This window comes from Natronincola ferrireducens (assembly GCF_900100845.1).
GTDB lineage: Bacteria > Bacillota > Clostridia > Peptostreptococcales > Natronincolaceae > Natronincola_B > Natronincola_B ferrireducens.
In genome coordinates this window covers 201,818-218,242 of the sequence record NZ_FNFP01000003.1, presented here as the reverse complement: position 1 = coordinate 218,242, position 16,425 = coordinate 201,818, and the positions used below count along the sequence as shown (strand labels likewise).

Sequence of the window (16,425 nt, the reverse complement as noted above, 5' to 3'; positions counted from 1 at the left end):
CGATTTATTATAATCCTCTTTATTTATCCTGGGCTTTAGTCCAACTAACCCTATAGAACTTTTAATGGGATCTATGGTATAGGGTCATCAAAATATTAATTGAGACTTTCCTCCATTGTTAGCATCCTTTTTTCTTAAGTTTATACCTATTATCATAGCAGATTTTTCCCCTTTATAAAAGAATCTTAGTCTTTTAACCTTTAAAAGTGAAATTATAGTGGATTTATGATATAATGGTGAGGTTGTTAAAATATATATAAAGGAAGGTAATGACGTGATTACAGTTACAAATGTAAGCTTAAGATATGGTGAACAAAAACTTTTTGAAGATGTTAATATAAAATTCACTCCAGGTAATTGCTACGGTGTTATCGGTGCTAATGGTGCTGGTAAAAGTACATTTTTGAAAATATTATCAGGAGAAGTAGATCCCAATACAGGTGATATCAGCATTCCCCGTGATATTCGTATGTCTGTTTTAAAGCAGGATCATTACCAATATGATAACAATCAGGTGTTGGAAGCAGTTATTATGGGTAACGCAAGACTTTATGAGATTATGAAGGAAAAAGATGCTATTTATTCAAAGGAAGAATTCACCGATGAAGATGGTATTAAGGCTTCAGAATTAGAGGGTGAATTTGCGGAGTTGAATGGATGGGAAGCAGAGGCAGAAGCATCGGCTCTTCTTCAGGGCTTAGGAATTAAAACTGAGCTTCATGATAAGCAGGTGAGGGAGCTTTCAGGGTCTGAAAAGGTAAAGGTGTTATTGGCCCAAGCCCTTTTTGGTAAACCAGGAATTTTAATTTTAGATGAGCCCACTAACCATTTAGACATTAAATCCATCAACTGGCTAGAAGAATTTTTAATTAATTTTGATGGTACTGTCATTGTTGTATCCCACGATAGACATTTTTTGAATAAGGTTTGTACCCATATTACTGATGTTGACTACGGCCAGATAAAGCTGTATGTTGGAAATTATGATTTTTGGTATGAGTCTAGTCAGTTAGCCCTACAAATGATGAAGGATCAAAATAAAAAAAAGGAAGAAAAAATTAAGGAATTACAGGAATTTATTGCCCGATTTAGTGCTAACGCTTCTAAATCTAAGCAAGCTACCTCCCGTAAAAAGCTTCTAGAGAAAATATCTATAGATGATATTCAACCCTCTACTAGAAGATATCCTTATGTGGCCTTTACCCCAAATCGAGAAGTAGGAAATGAAATACTGACAGTAGAAAATCTAACAAAAACCATAGATGGCAAAAAGGTATTGAACAATGTCAGCTTTAGAGTTTCTAAAGGAGATAAAATTGCCTTTGTAGGTGACAATGAGCTTGTTAATAGTACATTGTTTAAAATATTGGCTGGAGAAATGGAGCCAGACAGTGGTGAATATAAATGGGGGGTTACTATTACTAAAGCCTATTTCCCTAAGGATAACTCAGAGTATTTTAATGATGTAAACTTAAATCTAGTGGATTGGCTTAGACAGTTTTCTGAGGAGAAGTCTGAAAGCTATTTGCGTGGTTTCTTAGGACGAATGCTTTTTTCTGGGGAGGAATCCTTAAAACAAGCTCAGGTCTTGTCAGGAGGAGAAAGGGTAAGATGTATGCTTTCAAGGATGATGTTAAGTAGTGCAAATGTTTTACTTCTGGATCAACCTACTAACCATCTAGACCTTGAATCTATTACTGCATTGAACAATGGATTAAGGGACTATAAGAGTAATCTTCTCTTCACCTCCCACGACCATCAATTTATTCAAACCATAGCCAATAGAATCATTGCCATTACACCATCAGGTATGATCGACAAACAAATGACCTATGATGAATATTTAGAAACGCTGAATAATTAAAGAGAAAGAGACTGTCTCAAAAGGATTTAATAAATCTTTGAAAGAGATAGTCTCTCTTTTATTTTTTGCCAAATGGCCAAATTTGAAATTTGCTTTAAAAGCTTATTATTTTTTCCAGTACAAAAGAGTAAATTTTACAATTTAAAGTATTCTTATATTATTAAAAAAAGAATTGAATTTTTCATTTTTACCATTTATCTTTCGACAAATTTCGACAAATATGTTATAATTTTATTCATGAATTATAGTATGTTCATCACTTAATCACTAGATAAATGCTAAAGGATGAGATATTATGACAGCTAAGGGTAAACAAACTAGGAGAAGAATAAATAAAAAACGACTACTTTTAACTATAATGCTATTATCTATAAGTATATGTGTTGTCTTTGTATTAACAGATAAGCTATCTATCTATATTGACAGGGTTACAGCTATAGACATGCCAGAAAAAACCGAGGATAGCATAGATAAGGATATTCCTTCTGATAAAAATGAAGAAGATAGTGTTATTGAAGAAGGTAATATAAATAGTGGAAGCGATAGTAAAAAACTTATTGAGAATACTGATGATATTTTAGTTCTTGTAAATAAGAAAAGATATTTACCTTCAAATTACAAGCCTTCTGATTTAGTAGTTCCTAATGTAAAGTTTTCATTTGATGGAGAATATGAAAAAAAGTATATGAGGCGTGAAGGAGCTAGTGCCTTGGAAGAGCTTTTTAATCAAGCTAGAGAAGAAGGAATATATTTATATGCAGTTTCTGGATATCGGTCCTATAGTACACAAGAGCGTCTTTTCAATAATCGTGCAAATAGAGTTGGGGAAGAAGAAGCTAATAAGCTAAGTGCTAGGCCAGGCGAAAGCGAACATCAAACAGGACTAGCAATGGATATATCTAGTCAAAGTGCTGGGTTTGATTTAACAGAGGAATTTGGAAACACTGTTGAAGGTAAATGGGTAAGAGATAATGCTCATAAATTTGGGTTTATTATAAGATATTAAAAGGAAAAAATTGATATTACAGGCTATAATTATGAGCCATGGCATATAAGGTACGTAGGAAAAGATGTTGCACAAAAGATATATCATGACAGAATTACATTAGAAGAGTATTTTGAATTTTAAATAGGTAGGGTAGTGTAAAATAATCTGTGGGTTCATTTTGAACCCTCACTTTTTTATCTAAAAATAGAAGGACCGTCTCCCCCTAGAAATTATTTTCTATTTTGAGACAGTCCCTAATGGTTCGTTAATATTGATGTAAGTTTGTCATCTTTAAGTAAATTTTTAAAATAGTTAGGAGAAGATTTATAGCCTATTCCATACAACCCGTTTGATTCATCTATGTCCTTATAACTCATACATGCATTTAAAACCACATCATGCTCTTTTTTGTTATCAGCTGTAAAATATAATTTATCTTCATTGGGTATTTCTTTAGAGTACCAAGGTTTTATAAAAAACATAGCGTGTTTAACTTGTCCTTTTTCTGTTAATTCTTTAAGAATTTCTCCACCTTTTCTATGCATTGCATGATCATCATATTTGTAGTGGTGACCTATTTGAGTAACCTCTCCATTAAACTTTTTTTCAAAATCTAATATTGTTTTTTTCAATTCATCAAAGTATGTTTCTCCATGGATAACTCTATCTGCTAAAAATATTATATTTTCAGGCTTAACACCTAAAGCTTTTAAGGATTTCTTAAATTCATTATTTCTAAATTGTTGTTTTTCTTCCTTTGTTAAATTTTTAAATCCCTCATCTGTTTTATATATATTCACTCCTATGCCATCAGATATAAGAGCAACATAAACATGGTCTGCTCCACGCTGTTTTATTGCATCAACTATTGCACTCCCTGCCCATAATACTTCATCATCTTGGTGCTGAGGATAAAAAACTACATTAGATTGAAAAATTGAATCGTTTGAATTTTGATTAGCAGAGGCTTTTATATTTGATAAAGCTGCAGAGCCCAATATTAAGACTATACTTACAAGTATAATTGCTTTAAAAATCTTTTCTTTCATCTAAACAATCCTTCCAAAATATGTTTTAAATTAATATTGATAATTAATCTATAGAATTTTCCCCAATCCCATGATTTTCATTGTTTAAAGAAGGTCCTATAAACATAATTACACTTAAACTAAGTAAAAAAAATATACTAATAGTTTTTTCTTAACTTAAATCTTCTCGTATATACTTATTAGACGTTTTATTCCCCTAAAAGTTCCTAATAATAACATAAGATTATTAATTTACTATATTGCATATAATTTATAGAATATAATTCCAGGAAACATACTGATTTTGTTGTATTTAAATGAATATGAACTATCTTATTTTAAATTTTTTAATCATAGTATAGTTATTGGATTCATTTGAACCCCTTTTTTATTCAAACATAAAAGGGCCGTCTCCCCTAGAAAATTACTTTCTATTTTGAGACAGTCCTTTTTATTTGCACTCTGTATAAGTGACTGCCACGAAATCAAAGATTTCGGGCATCTACTTTATATCTATCTTTTACGATTGTTTTTGTTGCTGAATTTTCCAGGGGAATCCTTCTTACTAAAACTCCTATTTTTTCCATCCCTACTTGTATGCTTTTCTTTGGAAGACTTATATCCTCCATCTCTTTTGCTGTTCTTGTCTGCTGATTTCCTTGTATCTTTATCCTTTTTAAAATCAGACTCTTTCGTTGCTGACTTCCTTGTATCCTTGTGGTTTTTAAAAGTAGATTCTTTGCCTTTTCTGTTGCCTTTAAATTCATCTCTACCTCTTCTAGAAGGCTTTTTAGAAGTATCTCCTAGGGTCTCATCCTGAAGAATTCTTTCCTTTAAAGTCTTTTGTCTAGGGAGTTTCATTTTGATTTGTTTTTCAATAATATTTAAGGCGTTTTGGTCCTTGGGAGTAGCAAAAGTAACGGCCATTCCTGTCTCTCCAGCCCTTCCCGTTCGTCCTATCCTGTGGATATAGCTTTCACTGTCCTGAGGGATATCATAATTAAATACATGGGTGATGCCTTCTATATCTAGACCACGGGCTGCCACATCTGTTGCTACTAGAAATTGTATTTTTGCCTCCCTCAATGCCTTAATAACCCTCTCCCGCTTAGCTTGACTCAAGTCACCATGTAATTCATCGGAGTTGTACCCACCACTTTGTAATGCCTCGTTTAGAGCTTTTGCACGACGTTTAGTCCGACAAAAAATCATTGCTATAAATGGATTATACTCATTGATAGCTTGCAATAATGCCTCCTGCTTACCTCTATCGGTGGTTTCAATGACAATCTGTTTTATTTCATCTAACGTTATGTTTTTGCTATGAACTCTTATACGGGCAGGCTTTTTCATATGCTTAGCAGCTATAGATTGGATCTCCTCTGGTATAGTGGCAGAAAAGCACATAGTTTGTCTTTCTTTGGATGTTTGCTCTATAATTTCCTTAACCTCCTGCAAAAATCCCATATGTAGCATTTGATCAGCTTCATCCAGCACCAATATTTTTAACTGACGAAAATCAATGGTCCCTCTTCTGAGATGATCTAACAATCGTCCCGGTGTACCGATGACCATATGAATATCACCCTTTAGCTTATGAATTTGTTTCTCTACATCCTGTCCCCCATAGGCCGCTAGGATATTCATATCCTTGGCAGGAGCTAGTTTTTTAGCTTCTTGGGTAATTTGAAGGGCTAATTCTCGGGTAGGGGTGATAATTAGAGCCTGTACAAAGTCTTTTGTCGTATCTATCCTTTCCATGATAGGAAGGACAAAGGCTAAGGTTTTACCTGTGCCTGTTTGAGCTTGGGCAATGACATCTCTACCCTCTAGCAGCAGTGGTATGGTCTGGAGCTGAATAGAGGTAGGCTCTACTATGCCATTTTCATTTAAAATACCTACTAGTTTTCTATCAATTCCTAAAGTCATAAAAGTATTTTTCATATTCATTACCTTTCTTGTTTTGGTTTTGGTTTAGTATTTGTCTTCATGATTCAATTCATTCTATCATAAATGAATTTTAAAGGGCAATTAATTCGAAAGCTATTTAATCAATCTTAATACCCCCCCCTTTTCTTTCCTTCTTCCATGGCTTCATCAAATGTCTTTTCCTTAGTCATTAAGATATAGATACTTTTCTATAAATCTGATAAAATATGGATTATATCAACTGATACTTATCATTTGGCTATGTTAAATTTCATTGTTGATTTTAGACTGAATTGTGATTTTAGTATAAGTGTTAGAGACTTGTTATCCTGAAGGCAGTGAAGGATCTAGCCCCTTTAAAAACTAAGATCCTTCGTTATCACTGAGGATGACTGCACCCCAGCACCTCTGTATTTTTCAAATATCAACATTTATTATTAACAGCGCCTATCATTTAAAGGAGAATACCCATGGTTTTAATTAAAGGAAAATATAATGAAGCAAAGGTATTTACTAGCAATCTTGAAAAGGAAACAGCTGCTCAAATAGAGGAATTATGTAATCAAGAATTTGTAAAGGATAGCAAAATAAGAGTTATGCCCGATACCCATGCCGGAAAGGGGTGTACCATAGGTACCACCATGACTATCCAAGATAAAGTTGTACCTAATCTAGTGGGGGTGGATATAGGCTGTGGTCTAGAGGTTATTAAAATCAAAGAAAGAGAATTAAATTTAAAATTCCTAGATAAGACTATTTATGATTTAATCCCAGTTGGGTTTAACATACGAAAAACTCCTCATCCCTATAGTCAATATATTAGTTTCCAGGACCTAAAATGTAAAAAACATGTAGATATTAGTAGAGCTGTTCTTAGTGTTGGTACCTTAGGGGGAGGAAATCACTTTATCGAGGCAAATAAAGACGAGAAAGGTAATATTTACATTGTTGTCCATTCCGGAAGTAGAAATTTAGGCAAGCAAGTAGCAGAATACTATCAACAAAGGGCTTATGAGGAGTTAGCAAATATTGATGCTATAAAGCAAGAGATAATTACTAAATTAAAAGCAGAATGTCGAGAGAAGGAAATAAAGAAGGAACTAAAGAAGCTTAAAATATCTGGAGTTGATAAAGCATTAGCCTACTTACAAAAGGATGGCTTTCATGATTACCTTCATGACATGAAAATTGTTCAGCAGTATGCAGTTTATAACAGAAAAGCTATCTTAGATGAAATTGTTAATAGAATGAATGTAACAGTAGTTGATCAGTTTACAACTATTCATAACTACATTGATTTAGAAACCATGATATTAAGAAAGGGAGCTATCTCTGCCAAGTTGGGAGAAAAGGTTATCATCCCAATGAACATGCGGGATGGTAGCTTGATTTGTATGGGTAAAGGTAACCCTGATTGGAATTGTTCAGCGCCCCATGGTGCGGGCAGATTAATGAGTCGTACAAGAGCAAAGGAAGTCATCACATTAGAGAAATTTAAAGAATCTATGGAGGGTATCTACACTACCTCTGTAAAAAAATCCACCATCGATGAAGCAGCCATGGCCTATAAGCCAATGGATGAAATCATTAATAATATTAAAAATACAGTAGATATTCTCCATATTATTAAACCAATCTATAACTTTAAGGCATAATTATTCTGAACTTGAAAACCCTTTTTGCTAGACAAAGGTTGTTTTATAAAATAAAAAAATCATCGTATCTTTATAAATTTTCCTATATATGGTCATAATTTAATAATAATCATTAAATAAAAGGAGGATATAACTATGAAAAATTTTATGAATGACTGTGGTTGTAATCATGAAAGCCATAAACATCATGATCACCAGCAAAAGAAAATCTATTTAACCTTAATGGATAATACCCAATTGGAATGTGATGTTCTAAATATCTTTGAGGCTGGTGGCAAAAACTATATTGCTGTATTACCAAAGGACTCAGAATCTGCCCTCCTATATGGGTTTGAAGAAGGGAATGAGGGACCTCAATTAAGCAATATTGAAACAGATGAAGAATATGAAACAGCATCTAAAGCCTTCTTGGAGTTAAATAACCATCCATAAGGCAGATGTGGAACATCTCTGATTTCTAATTACAGTAATTTCATTGGAATTTGCAACTTTACAGCCTTCAAGCATCTCTATTCCCTTAAAATAAAGAGCCTAGCTTCATTAGATAAAGCAGGCTCTTTCCACATTTTCTATAAATCTAGTTAGCTTTTTTGGAAAAATCTTTTTTTCTAAAAATAGATCTTAAAAGTACAATCCAGCTCCATGATATGGACATGGCGGGTATTGCCGCTGTAAATACAGCCTCGATGGGTTCCATCGTTGAAAATCTTAATGGACCAAAAAACACCATAAAAGTAACCACTAGCATAAGAAATAATGAGATGCGTTCAAACATTGTTGATGGAGGTGTTAAAAAGATTTTAGCAATATCCATTTTTACTTTCATATTTTACACCAGCCTTCCAACCTCTTCTTCCACCAATTCAATTATTCTACCGGAATGTATTAAATCCTTTAATGTGTTAATATGGAGATACAAATACATATCGTCTTCCATTATAGGTACTGTCTTCCCTATTTCTTCTAAAATCCTTTGGCATGCAGTGGCTGCTAACAAATTGTTCTCCATAAATTGATGGGCTTGAAATATGGATAAAAGTTCAATAGCTAAAATATATTCTAATTTATCTACAATCTGTCTGGCTTTTTTAGAGGCATTATAGCCCATCGCCACATAATCCTCTTGATTGCTAGAGGTTGGGATACTGTCTACCATTGCTGGGTGGGATAATATCTTCATATCATTTAATAAACCCGCCTGTGTATATTGGGGTATCATCAATCCTGAATTCAGTCCCGGCTTTTTAATAAGAAAGGATGGATATCCAGAAAGATTACTGTCAATTAATCGATTATTTCTCCGTTCCGACATTTTTCCTATCATGGTAGCAGCGATACTTGCTGAGTCCATCTCTAAGCCTATATAAGAGGAATCAGGGTTACCTCCAGAGATAGCTTCTCCATCCCCTCCTTCTGGCCAGATAATTGGATTGTCACAACAAGAATTCATTTCTATTTCAATGGTTTTTAAAGCATCCTTCAACGTCTTTTTTACGGCTCCATGAAGTTGTGGTATGCACCGAATTGACAATGCATCCTGTAGTCGATAATTTCTAAATTCCTTTGTGATCTCTGAATCATCTAATATTCTTCTTATATTTTCAGCAGTATTCCGTTGATCTTCATGGGGACGAATCTCCATTAGACGATCATCAAGGGCTCGTACTGTCCCTTTTATCACTTCTAGGTTCATGCCACCAATAACGTCTGCAGTTTTTGCCGCCTGCAGCATATCATAAAGGGCTAGAGCGCCAATAGCAGTAGTACTTGTTGTCCCATTTGTTAATACTAAGCCTTCTTTAGAAGCTAAAACAATTGTCTCAAGTCCCCTTCTCTTCAGGGCTTCTTTGCTAGATAATAATTCACCGTCTAAATATGCCTTTCCTTCTCCAATTAACACCAATGCCATATGAGCTTCAGGTGAAAGATAGCCTACAGATCCCTCCTTAGGTGCAAAGGGGGTAATACCACAGTTTAAAAATTGTCGGTAAAGTTCCATCGTTTCAATACGAATTCCACTAAACCCTTGACCACCGTTTTGTAATATCATCAGCATTGTTCCTCGGACTGCTTCTATAGATAGGGGTTCTCCTACAGAAGTAGCATGGGACAATATAATATTCCTCTGTAATTGTTGTGTCTCCTCTTGGGGTATAGCTTCTGTACAAAGGGAGCCAAATCCAGTAGTGATACCATACATAATTCGACCTTCTTTAATCCACTTTTCCACCAGTGCTCTCGATTTTTTAAGTCGCTGTATATATTTATCGGAAAACTCCACTTCAGCACCAAATCGTGCTACTGCTACAAATTCTTCAATGGTTATTTGATCTCCTAGTATAACCTTTTTAATTTCTTTTGGGTGTTTTTTCTTCTGCAATTTTTGCACCTCCTATTGTATGAACATCAAGGATTTTATTGAAAAATACTAGATATTAATTGTCTTTAATAAATAGAATAGAGGTTGAGAAAGGAGGGTTATCCCCCCTTTTCTCATAATTATCTATTAATTATTCTTCAATCTTATCTATAAAAAACATCTTAAAGGCTGAAATTACCTGCAACACAAATACAAACAATACCGCCGTACCTCCAGCAGCAGCTAGGTATTTAACTCCATCAACCCCCTGGGCCCCACCAGCATAAGCTACCATAACAAAAGAAATAACACCAATTGTAAGACCCCAAGTCAACTTCTGCCAAGCAGCAGGCTCCTCATCATGCTTTATATTTTCAGTACATAAAGAAGCAATTGTTCTAGTCATAGAGTCGGCATTCGTTGAAAACGAAAGCATTAATGCTATCATTACAACAGGTATGAATATAAATCCTAATGGTAGATTAGCTAGAAATGCCCATAGTCCAGCAACAGCACCATGCTGAGAAATTGTACCAATTAAATCTACCACCCCTTCTTGCTGCCAATATAGAGCAGTGGATCCAAATACACCAAACCAAATAACGCTAAATACAGAAGGTAGAATCCAGTTAATAACCATGAATTCACGGATTGTTCTTCCGTAGGAAATAATTGCTAAAAACAGTCCCATAAGAGGTGCATAGGCAATCCATATGGCCCAATCGTATAATGTCCACCACATAACCAATGCCTCTCCACCTATATCAATGGGATCTAAACCCCATATCCAGAAATTTTGAAGCCAATATGCCATCCCGGCTGTAGATGTTCTAAAGATATACAACCCTGGACCTATAATAAACAATAGTGCTAAAAGAACATAAAAGACTTTTGCATTTAAATCTGAAAACCATTTAATTCCTTTATCGATTCCAAGTAATGATGAAAAGATAAAAGTTGCTGTTATTATAAGTACTAAAATTAACCAAACTATTGGGCCTTGTTTAATGCCATAGGTCATCTCTATACCAGAGCCTACTAATGCCAAACCTGCCCCAAGAGAGGAAGCTAAACCCAGTGCTATGGCTAAAAGAGCTAAAGTATCGATAACGTTTGCCCAAATACCCTTTGTAACTTTTTCTCCAAATAATGGTATCAAAGTGGCTGTTACAGATAGAGCTTGTTTACGATTAAAGTACATATATGCAACAATTAGACCACATAAGGAATACATGGCATAGGGTACAAATGTCCAGTTATAAAAACAACGACCCATAGCAAAAAGTAGTGCTGTGGAACTACCGGGTTCGATGCCAGTTTGCCCCAACTCCCCGTAGATGTTGCCAAAATAAATCAATGGTTCGTTAACACCATAGGTGATAACCCCTGTAGCAATTCCTCCAGTTAAGGCCATTGCAAACCAAGTTAAAAAGGAATATTTGGGTTTTGCATCTGCTCCTCCAAAACGAATCTTGCCTAATTTAGAAAAAGTGATGATAGTCACAAGAACTAAAGCTACAATTGATATAATTTGATACAACCACCCAAAGCTTCTTAGGGAAAACAGAAAAGTATTCATAGCTACTTCGGTTAACATAGTATTATTAATAATTCCTAAAAGAGCGGCACCACCAACTACAAAAAAAGATGGTAGGAATACTCCATTTCGAATTTTGTGTTTTGCTACGCTTTTTTCTACCATTTCATCTCCTCCTTATGCTGTATAAATTAACTTCAAAGTAAATTCCCTTACATTATCTATTATCTACACCTCCTGTCTTTAAGCTATTTATGAGGAATAATATATCATATCCTAGCTCTGCTAGTCATGAAACTTAAAGTTCCTCCCATAAAATAATGCAAGTTGAAGACTATTTATTGCAAATTTCATGCCATTTATTTAGATGTAGAATATATTGTAGTGTTATTATTGAAATTTTAGTCTTTTAGCTCCTAATCTTATTTTTTATCTGTCAATGTAGTTTGAAATTTTTAAACATTTAATTTTCAAATGTGCAAAATTTTTTTGCTATTTTTTTGAACTTCTGCTAAACTTAAGGCTTTTTAACGATAAAGATAACGCCAAAAAATTTGGCTCTATAGCAAATTTTTTTGGCGTTACATGTTAGAAATCCCTAGTTTTTTCATCCTATACTGTAGACTTTGTCTGCTCATACCTAGTGTTTTTGCACTTTGTGTAATGTTTCCTTTATATAATATAAGACTATCTATTATAATCCTTCGTTCATACAGTTCCATCTGTTCTTGAAAGTTCTTTGGATTTGTATCAGTGACTTCTGAAACAAACTCCTTAGGCAACTGAGCTGTTTTATGGGTATAGCTTTTAGAGGATTGAATATAGTCTGGCAGGTGTTGAAATTCTAGGATTTCTGTTTCTTCTGAAGCTCGATTAAATCCGTATTCTATCACATGCTGAAGCTCCCTTACATTTCCTGGCCAACTATATTCCAGTAACGCAGTCAATGCCTGAGGTGCAATAATAATTTCTCTCCTATTATACTGATTGCACAGGTTCTTTAAAAAATATTCTGCTAAAATTGGTATATCCTCTCTTCTTTCTTGCAAGGGAGGTATATTGATTTTAATTGTAGAAATTCTATAATAAAAATCTTGCCTAACTTTTTGTTCCTCCATCAACTGAAAAAAATCTTCATTTGAAGCAGCAATAATCCTAACATCGCATTGAATGTACTTAGTACCACCAATTCGTTGAAAACGTTTTTCCTGTAGTACTCGCAATAATTTAGCCTGCATTTCCATACTAATAGAATTGATCTCATCTAGGAAAATTGTTCCTCCATCTGCCATTTCAAAGAAACCCTTCTTCGTAACACTTCCAGTAAAGGCACCTTTTTCTGTTCCAAAAAACATACTTTCAAATAGGTTATAGGGCACTGCACCACAATTCACATCTATAAAAGGCTTATGTCTTCTGGGACTAAAGGAGTGTATACTTTGGGCAATCAGTTCTTTGCCAGTTCCAGTTGCTCCCACAACGAGAACACTAGAATCTGTTAATGAAACCTTTTTACCGAAATAAATAATATCCTTCATACCCTTAGAGGTGTGGACAATATCGTCAAAGGTGTACAGAGAATCATCTGATGGAGACTGATTGCTTTCTACATAATTCTCTAGGTTAAATGTACGTTTCTTAATCTGTTTTAATACCGATAAATCACTTTCAAAAACAACAGCCCCGTAAATTCTGTCTTTTATCTTTAGGGGATACCCTGAGTTTATAGTTGTTAGTGTCTTTCCATTCTTTACCTTAAAACGATCACAACGACTAGCAACAGGATTTTGGGTTCTTAAAACCGTTAAAATTGTACTATATTCTTCCCTAAGATCATAAAGCTCTAATACATGCTTACCTTTAAAATCCTCATTTTTGTATTGTTCTAATTTTTCACTTGCTGGATTGCCATATATAAAATAGCCATTTTTATCAAAAATCTGAATTCCTTCAGCCACTTGTTTTATAGTTTGTTCATAGAGATCAAGCAACACTCCATCACGACTTAAATATAAAGTCCCTCCATTTTTTTCTTCTATCCACTGATATTTAAAAAATTTATTTTCAATTTCTATAATTCCACCGTCAGATGTAATGGAAGTACCTATAATATAATCAAGCTTCTCCCCAATTGCTCTATACAAAGTTTTATCACTAAACCATTTCTTACTTTCTCCCATATAAATTATTTCCTTTAATCGAAGCTCGTGGTCCACTTTTAATATGATATCAACTATAGCCATTCCACACACCCCTACTTAATTTACTTTACCTTCTATTATAGCATAAAATTTCGACATTTTTTTTGTTGTTCGGCTCTGTTTTTTTGTAATAATAACTAAAATTCCTTAGTCAGACTTACTTATTTCATCTGCAACATAATAATTTTATCAATTATCTGTTGGAAATGTCCTATAATAACAACTCCACTGCTTCTTAAAGCATCTCTATCTGTTAAAGTAGACAAAAAAACATTCTGCATAGTTCAACAACTCTATGCAGAATGTTATCATATTTTGCAATATATTTTCATTTGGAAATTATTCTAGGATTCAATCTCTCTTATGTTGTTTAATGTAAAATAATTTTAGTCCTGTTACTTATATTAAATCCATATCTACACTGAATATGTCTTTGTTTGATTTTTGTAAAACCACTGAAAATAAATTGTAAACATATTCTGTTTTTTATTGGGTATGAGATATTCCTTTATGGATAGCTGTTAGATTACTTTTAAATAACTCCGGTCTTTTATGGGTTAAATTCTCCATAGCTTTTTGTATCTTTTCTAAGTCAACTAATTTTAAATGGGGTAGTAGTGCTCCTAAACACACCATATTGGCAATATTTGAATTGCCAATTTCATTTGCAATGTCTGTAGCTGGTATCTTAATGATAGTTATATCATCCCTAACCTCCTCTAGCTCGGCTAAAGATGTATTCACCACTAATACACCCCCCGGCTTAATCCTAGGAGAAAATTTATCATAGGCTGGCTTATTTAATACAATAGCACCATCGGCATAATCAATAACAGGAGAATAAATTTCTTCATCTGATAATATTACCGAACAATTGGCAGTACCACCGCGCATCTCAGGTCCATAGGAGGGAATCCAACAAAGTTCTAAATCTGCTCCCATTCCTGCGTAGGCTAAAACCTTACCTAAAAACATTACACCTTGGCCACCAAACCCAGCAAATATTACTCTATCCATCATAGGGCTTCAACCTCCTTTGTTACCTTTATTTCACCCATTTCATAAATAGGCATCATATTTTCTCTTAACCATTTTAAACTATCTACAGGTGTCATATTCCAATTGGTGGGACAGGTGGACAATACGCTGACTAGAGCAAATCCAAGACCCGCCTGCTGAACCTTAAATGCCTTTTTAATGGCTTCCTTTGCCTTTTTAATGTTTTTTGGTGAATCTACAGAAACAGAAGCTACATATACCGCACCTTGAAGATTTGCAATGACCTTAGGAAAGTCCATAGGTGCTCCATCAAGAATATGATCCCTACCATAAGGACTGGTGGATGTCTTCATCCCCTCTAGTGTAGTAGGGGCCATTTGTCCTCCCGTCATCCCATAGATGGCATTGTTAACCATGATGGATGTGATTTTTTCACCTCTAGCTGCAGCATGAATAGCATGTTGTGTTCCAATGGCTGCAATATCACCGTCCCCCTGATAAGTGAATACTGTTCTTTCTGGTAGGGCTCTTTTTACCCCTATTCCTACGGCTTGGGCTCTACCATGGGGAGCGCCTACAAAGTCACAGCTGAAAAAATCTTGACAAAATCCTGCACAACCTACAGGAGAAATCCCAATTGTATCTTCAATAATATCTAACTCTTCAAGTACCTCAGCTATTAATCTCATAATCGTTCCGTGGGTACATCCTGGACAGAAGGAAAAAGGAACCTCTGTCAAACCTTTACTTCTAGTAAACACTTTTTCCATGGTTTACACCCCCTCCACTGCTAGTAAACTAAATTGTTCTTCAACAAAATCTAATATTTCATCCTCTGTTGGCAGCATACCGCCCTGTCTTCTATAAAGATGAACCGGCATTTTGCAATCAACAGCAAGCTTTACATCTTCAATCATCTGTCCTGTGTTTAACTCCACAGTTACAATTCCTTTTACTTTGTCTTTATAAGGAGTAAATGCCTTTTCAGGATAGGGCCATAAAGTAATGGGACGGATTAAACCTAGTTTGATTCCTTTTTTTCTAGCATTGATAACAGTACTCTTACATATCCTACCAGTAGTTCCGTAGCTTACTAGTAAATATTCTGCGTCTTCTGCATAGAATTCTTCCCAGTGTTGTTGTTGCTCTTGTATATTGTTATACTTGGCCTCCCAACGGAGATTGTTGGCTTCACCAATTTCATTGGTTAGGGAGTAGCTTGCTAATATGCGTTTTTTTCTACCTTTGGCCCCATCAACTACCCAACTTCTATCAAATTCAGGGATTTCGGGTCTGTTTTTTAAAACAACTGGCTCCATTGTTTGACCTAAAAATCCGTCTGCTAAAATCATTACTGGATTACGATATTGATCAGCTAAATCAAAGGCCTTCATGGTAAAATCATAAAGCTCTTGGGCTGTAGAAGGTGCTAAGACAATTAATCGATAATCACCGTGTCCACCACCCTTTACAGCCTGGAAATAATCGGATTGAGCTGGACCCAACCCTCCTAATCCTGGACCACATCGGTTGATGTTGACAATCACCATAGGAAGCTCTACAGCTGCACTGTAGGAAAGTCCTTCTTGCTTTAAGCTGACTCCTGGGCTAGAAGATGCTGTCATAACCCTAGAGCCTGTACAGGCAGCACCATAGCACATGTTGATGGCGCCAATCTCATCCTCTGCCTGTAATACTGTACCACCCTTTGGTGGTAGATGCTTAGATAAATATTCTATAACTTCTGTTGAAGGTGTGATAGGATATCCAAAAAACAATTTGCAACCTGAACGAATAGCAGCTTCACCAATGATTTCATTCCCCTTCATTAGCACTCTTTCCATTAAATATTTCAGCTCCTTTCC

At 34.9% G+C, this 16,425-nt stretch carries 13 protein-coding genes; 4 read left to right on the top strand and 9 right to left on the bottom strand.

Features of this window, described 5'->3' with window-relative positions:
• The first annotated feature begins 274 nt into the window (after positions 1–274).
• Entirely contained in the window at positions 275–1,864 is a 1,590-nt protein-coding gene (locus BLS22_RS09300) for an ABC-F family ATP-binding cassette domain-containing protein (RefSeq protein ID WP_090553467.1), read from the top strand.
• Between the two features lie 295 nt (positions 1,865–2,159).
• A complete protein-coding gene (locus BLS22_RS15570) occupies positions 2,160–2,870 on the top strand; it encodes a M15 family metallopeptidase (RefSeq protein ID WP_208974688.1) in 711 nt (236 codons plus the stop codon).
• A 236-nt stretch (positions 2,871–3,106) separates the two neighbouring features.
• Here BLS22_RS15570 and BLS22_RS09290 read toward each other — a convergent pair whose 3' ends face one another.
• Positions 3,107–3,901 carry a PIG-L family deacetylase gene (locus BLS22_RS09290; protein WP_090553466.1) on the bottom strand — a complete coding sequence of 265 codons (795 nt, stop codon included), beginning with the start codon at positions 3,899–3,901 and terminating at the stop codon, positions 3,107–3,109.
• A 492-nt stretch (positions 3,902–4,393) separates the two neighbouring features.
• Positions 4,394–5,824, bottom strand: coding sequence for a DEAD/DEAH box helicase (locus BLS22_RS09285; protein ID WP_090553465.1), 1,431 nt, complete (start codon positions 5,822–5,824; stop codon positions 4,394–4,396).
• 455 nt (positions 5,825–6,279) lie between these two features.
• On the opposite strand from BLS22_RS09285, the gene BLS22_RS09280 reads away from it, so the two are divergent.
• A complete protein-coding gene (locus tag BLS22_RS09280) occupies positions 6,280–7,464 on the top strand; it encodes an RtcB family protein (protein WP_090553464.1) in 1,185 nt (394 codons plus the stop codon).
• A 135-nt stretch (positions 7,465–7,599) separates the two neighbouring features.
• A complete protein-coding gene (locus BLS22_RS09275) occupies positions 7,600–7,896 on the top strand; it encodes a DUF1292 domain-containing protein (RefSeq protein WP_244269518.1) in 297 nt (98 codons plus the stop codon).
• A 145-nt stretch (positions 7,897–8,041) separates the two neighbouring features.
• On the opposite strand, the gene BLS22_RS09270 is transcribed toward BLS22_RS09275, so the two are convergent.
• From BLS22_RS09270 to vorB, 7 genes are all read right to left on the bottom strand, one after another.
• A complete protein-coding gene (locus tag BLS22_RS09270; protein WP_090553463.1) occupies positions 8,042–8,290 on the bottom strand; it encodes a hypothetical protein in 249 nt (82 codons plus the stop codon).
• A gap of 3 nt (positions 8,291–8,293) precedes the next feature.
• A complete protein-coding gene (locus tag BLS22_RS09265; protein ID WP_330386498.1) occupies positions 8,294–9,844 on the bottom strand; it encodes an HAL/PAL/TAL family ammonia-lyase in 1,551 nt (516 codons plus the stop codon).
• A gap of 130 nt (positions 9,845–9,974) precedes the next feature.
• The gene (locus BLS22_RS09260; protein ID WP_090553462.1) at positions 9,975–11,525 is read right to left on the bottom strand and encodes a BCCT family transporter; all 1,551 of its coding nucleotides are present in this window, start codon (positions 11,523–11,525) and stop codon (positions 9,975–9,977) included.
• A gap of 416 nt (positions 11,526–11,941) precedes the next feature.
• A complete protein-coding gene (locus BLS22_RS09255) occupies positions 11,942–13,603 on the bottom strand; it encodes a sigma-54 interaction domain-containing protein (protein WP_090553461.1) in 1,662 nt (553 codons plus the stop codon).
• A gap of 444 nt (positions 13,604–14,047) precedes the next feature.
• Positions 14,048–14,581, bottom strand: coding sequence for a 2-oxoacid:acceptor oxidoreductase family protein (locus BLS22_RS09250; RefSeq protein WP_090553460.1), 534 nt, complete (start codon positions 14,579–14,581; stop codon positions 14,048–14,050).
• The gene (locus tag BLS22_RS09245; RefSeq protein ID WP_090553459.1) at positions 14,578–15,330 is read right to left on the bottom strand and encodes a thiamine pyrophosphate-dependent enzyme; all 753 of its coding nucleotides are present in this window, start codon (positions 15,328–15,330) and stop codon (positions 14,578–14,580) included. Before BLS22_RS09245 ends, BLS22_RS09250 begins: the two co-directional genes overlap by 4 nt.
• Before the next feature lie 3 nt (positions 15,331–15,333).
• On the bottom strand, positions 15,334–16,404 hold the full coding sequence (vorB, locus tag BLS22_RS09240; RefSeq protein ID WP_090553458.1) for a 3-methyl-2-oxobutanoate dehydrogenase subunit VorB: 1,071 nt from the start codon (positions 16,402–16,404) through the stop codon (positions 15,334–15,336).
• Positions 16,405–16,425 lie beyond the last annotated feature (21 nt).

Bases quoted from the DNA above. Each gene is read 5' to 3' on its own strand.
- BLS22_RS15570 (WP_208974688.1), top strand. From the start codon at position 2,160: ATGACAGCTAAGGGTAAACAAACTAGGAGAAGAATAAATAAAAAACGA.
- BLS22_RS09290 (WP_090553466.1), bottom strand. From the start codon at position 3,901: ATGAAAGAAAAGATTTTTAAAGCAATTATACTTGTAAGTATAGTCTTA.
- BLS22_RS09285 (WP_090553465.1), bottom strand. From the start codon at position 5,824: ATGAAAAATACTTTTATGACTTTAGGAATTGATAGAAAACTAGTAGGT.
- BLS22_RS09280 (WP_090553464.1), top strand. From the start codon at position 6,280: ATGGTTTTAATTAAAGGAAAATATAATGAAGCAAAGGTATTTACTAGC.
- BLS22_RS09275 (WP_244269518.1), top strand. From the start codon at position 7,600: ATGAAAAATTTTATGAATGACTGTGGTTGTAATCATGAAAGCCATAAA.
- BLS22_RS09270 (WP_090553463.1), bottom strand. From the start codon at position 8,290: ATGAAAGTAAAAATGGATATTGCTAAAATCTTTTTAACACCTCCATCA.
- BLS22_RS09260 (WP_090553462.1), bottom strand. From the start codon at position 11,525: ATGGTAGAAAAAAGCGTAGCAAAACACAAAATTCGAAATGGAGTATTC.
- BLS22_RS09255 (WP_090553461.1), bottom strand. From the start codon at position 13,603: ATGGCTATAGTTGATATCATATTAAAAGTGGACCACGAGCTTCGATTA.
- BLS22_RS09250 (WP_090553460.1), bottom strand. From the start codon at position 14,581: ATGATGGATAGAGTAATATTTGCTGGGTTTGGTGGCCAAGGTGTAATG.
- BLS22_RS09245 (WP_090553459.1), bottom strand. From the start codon at position 15,330: ATGGAAAAAGTGTTTACTAGAAGTAAAGGTTTGACAGAGGTTCCTTTT.
- vorB (WP_090553458.1), bottom strand. From the start codon at position 16,404: ATGGAAAGAGTGCTAATGAAGGGGAATGAAATCATTGGTGAAGCTGCT.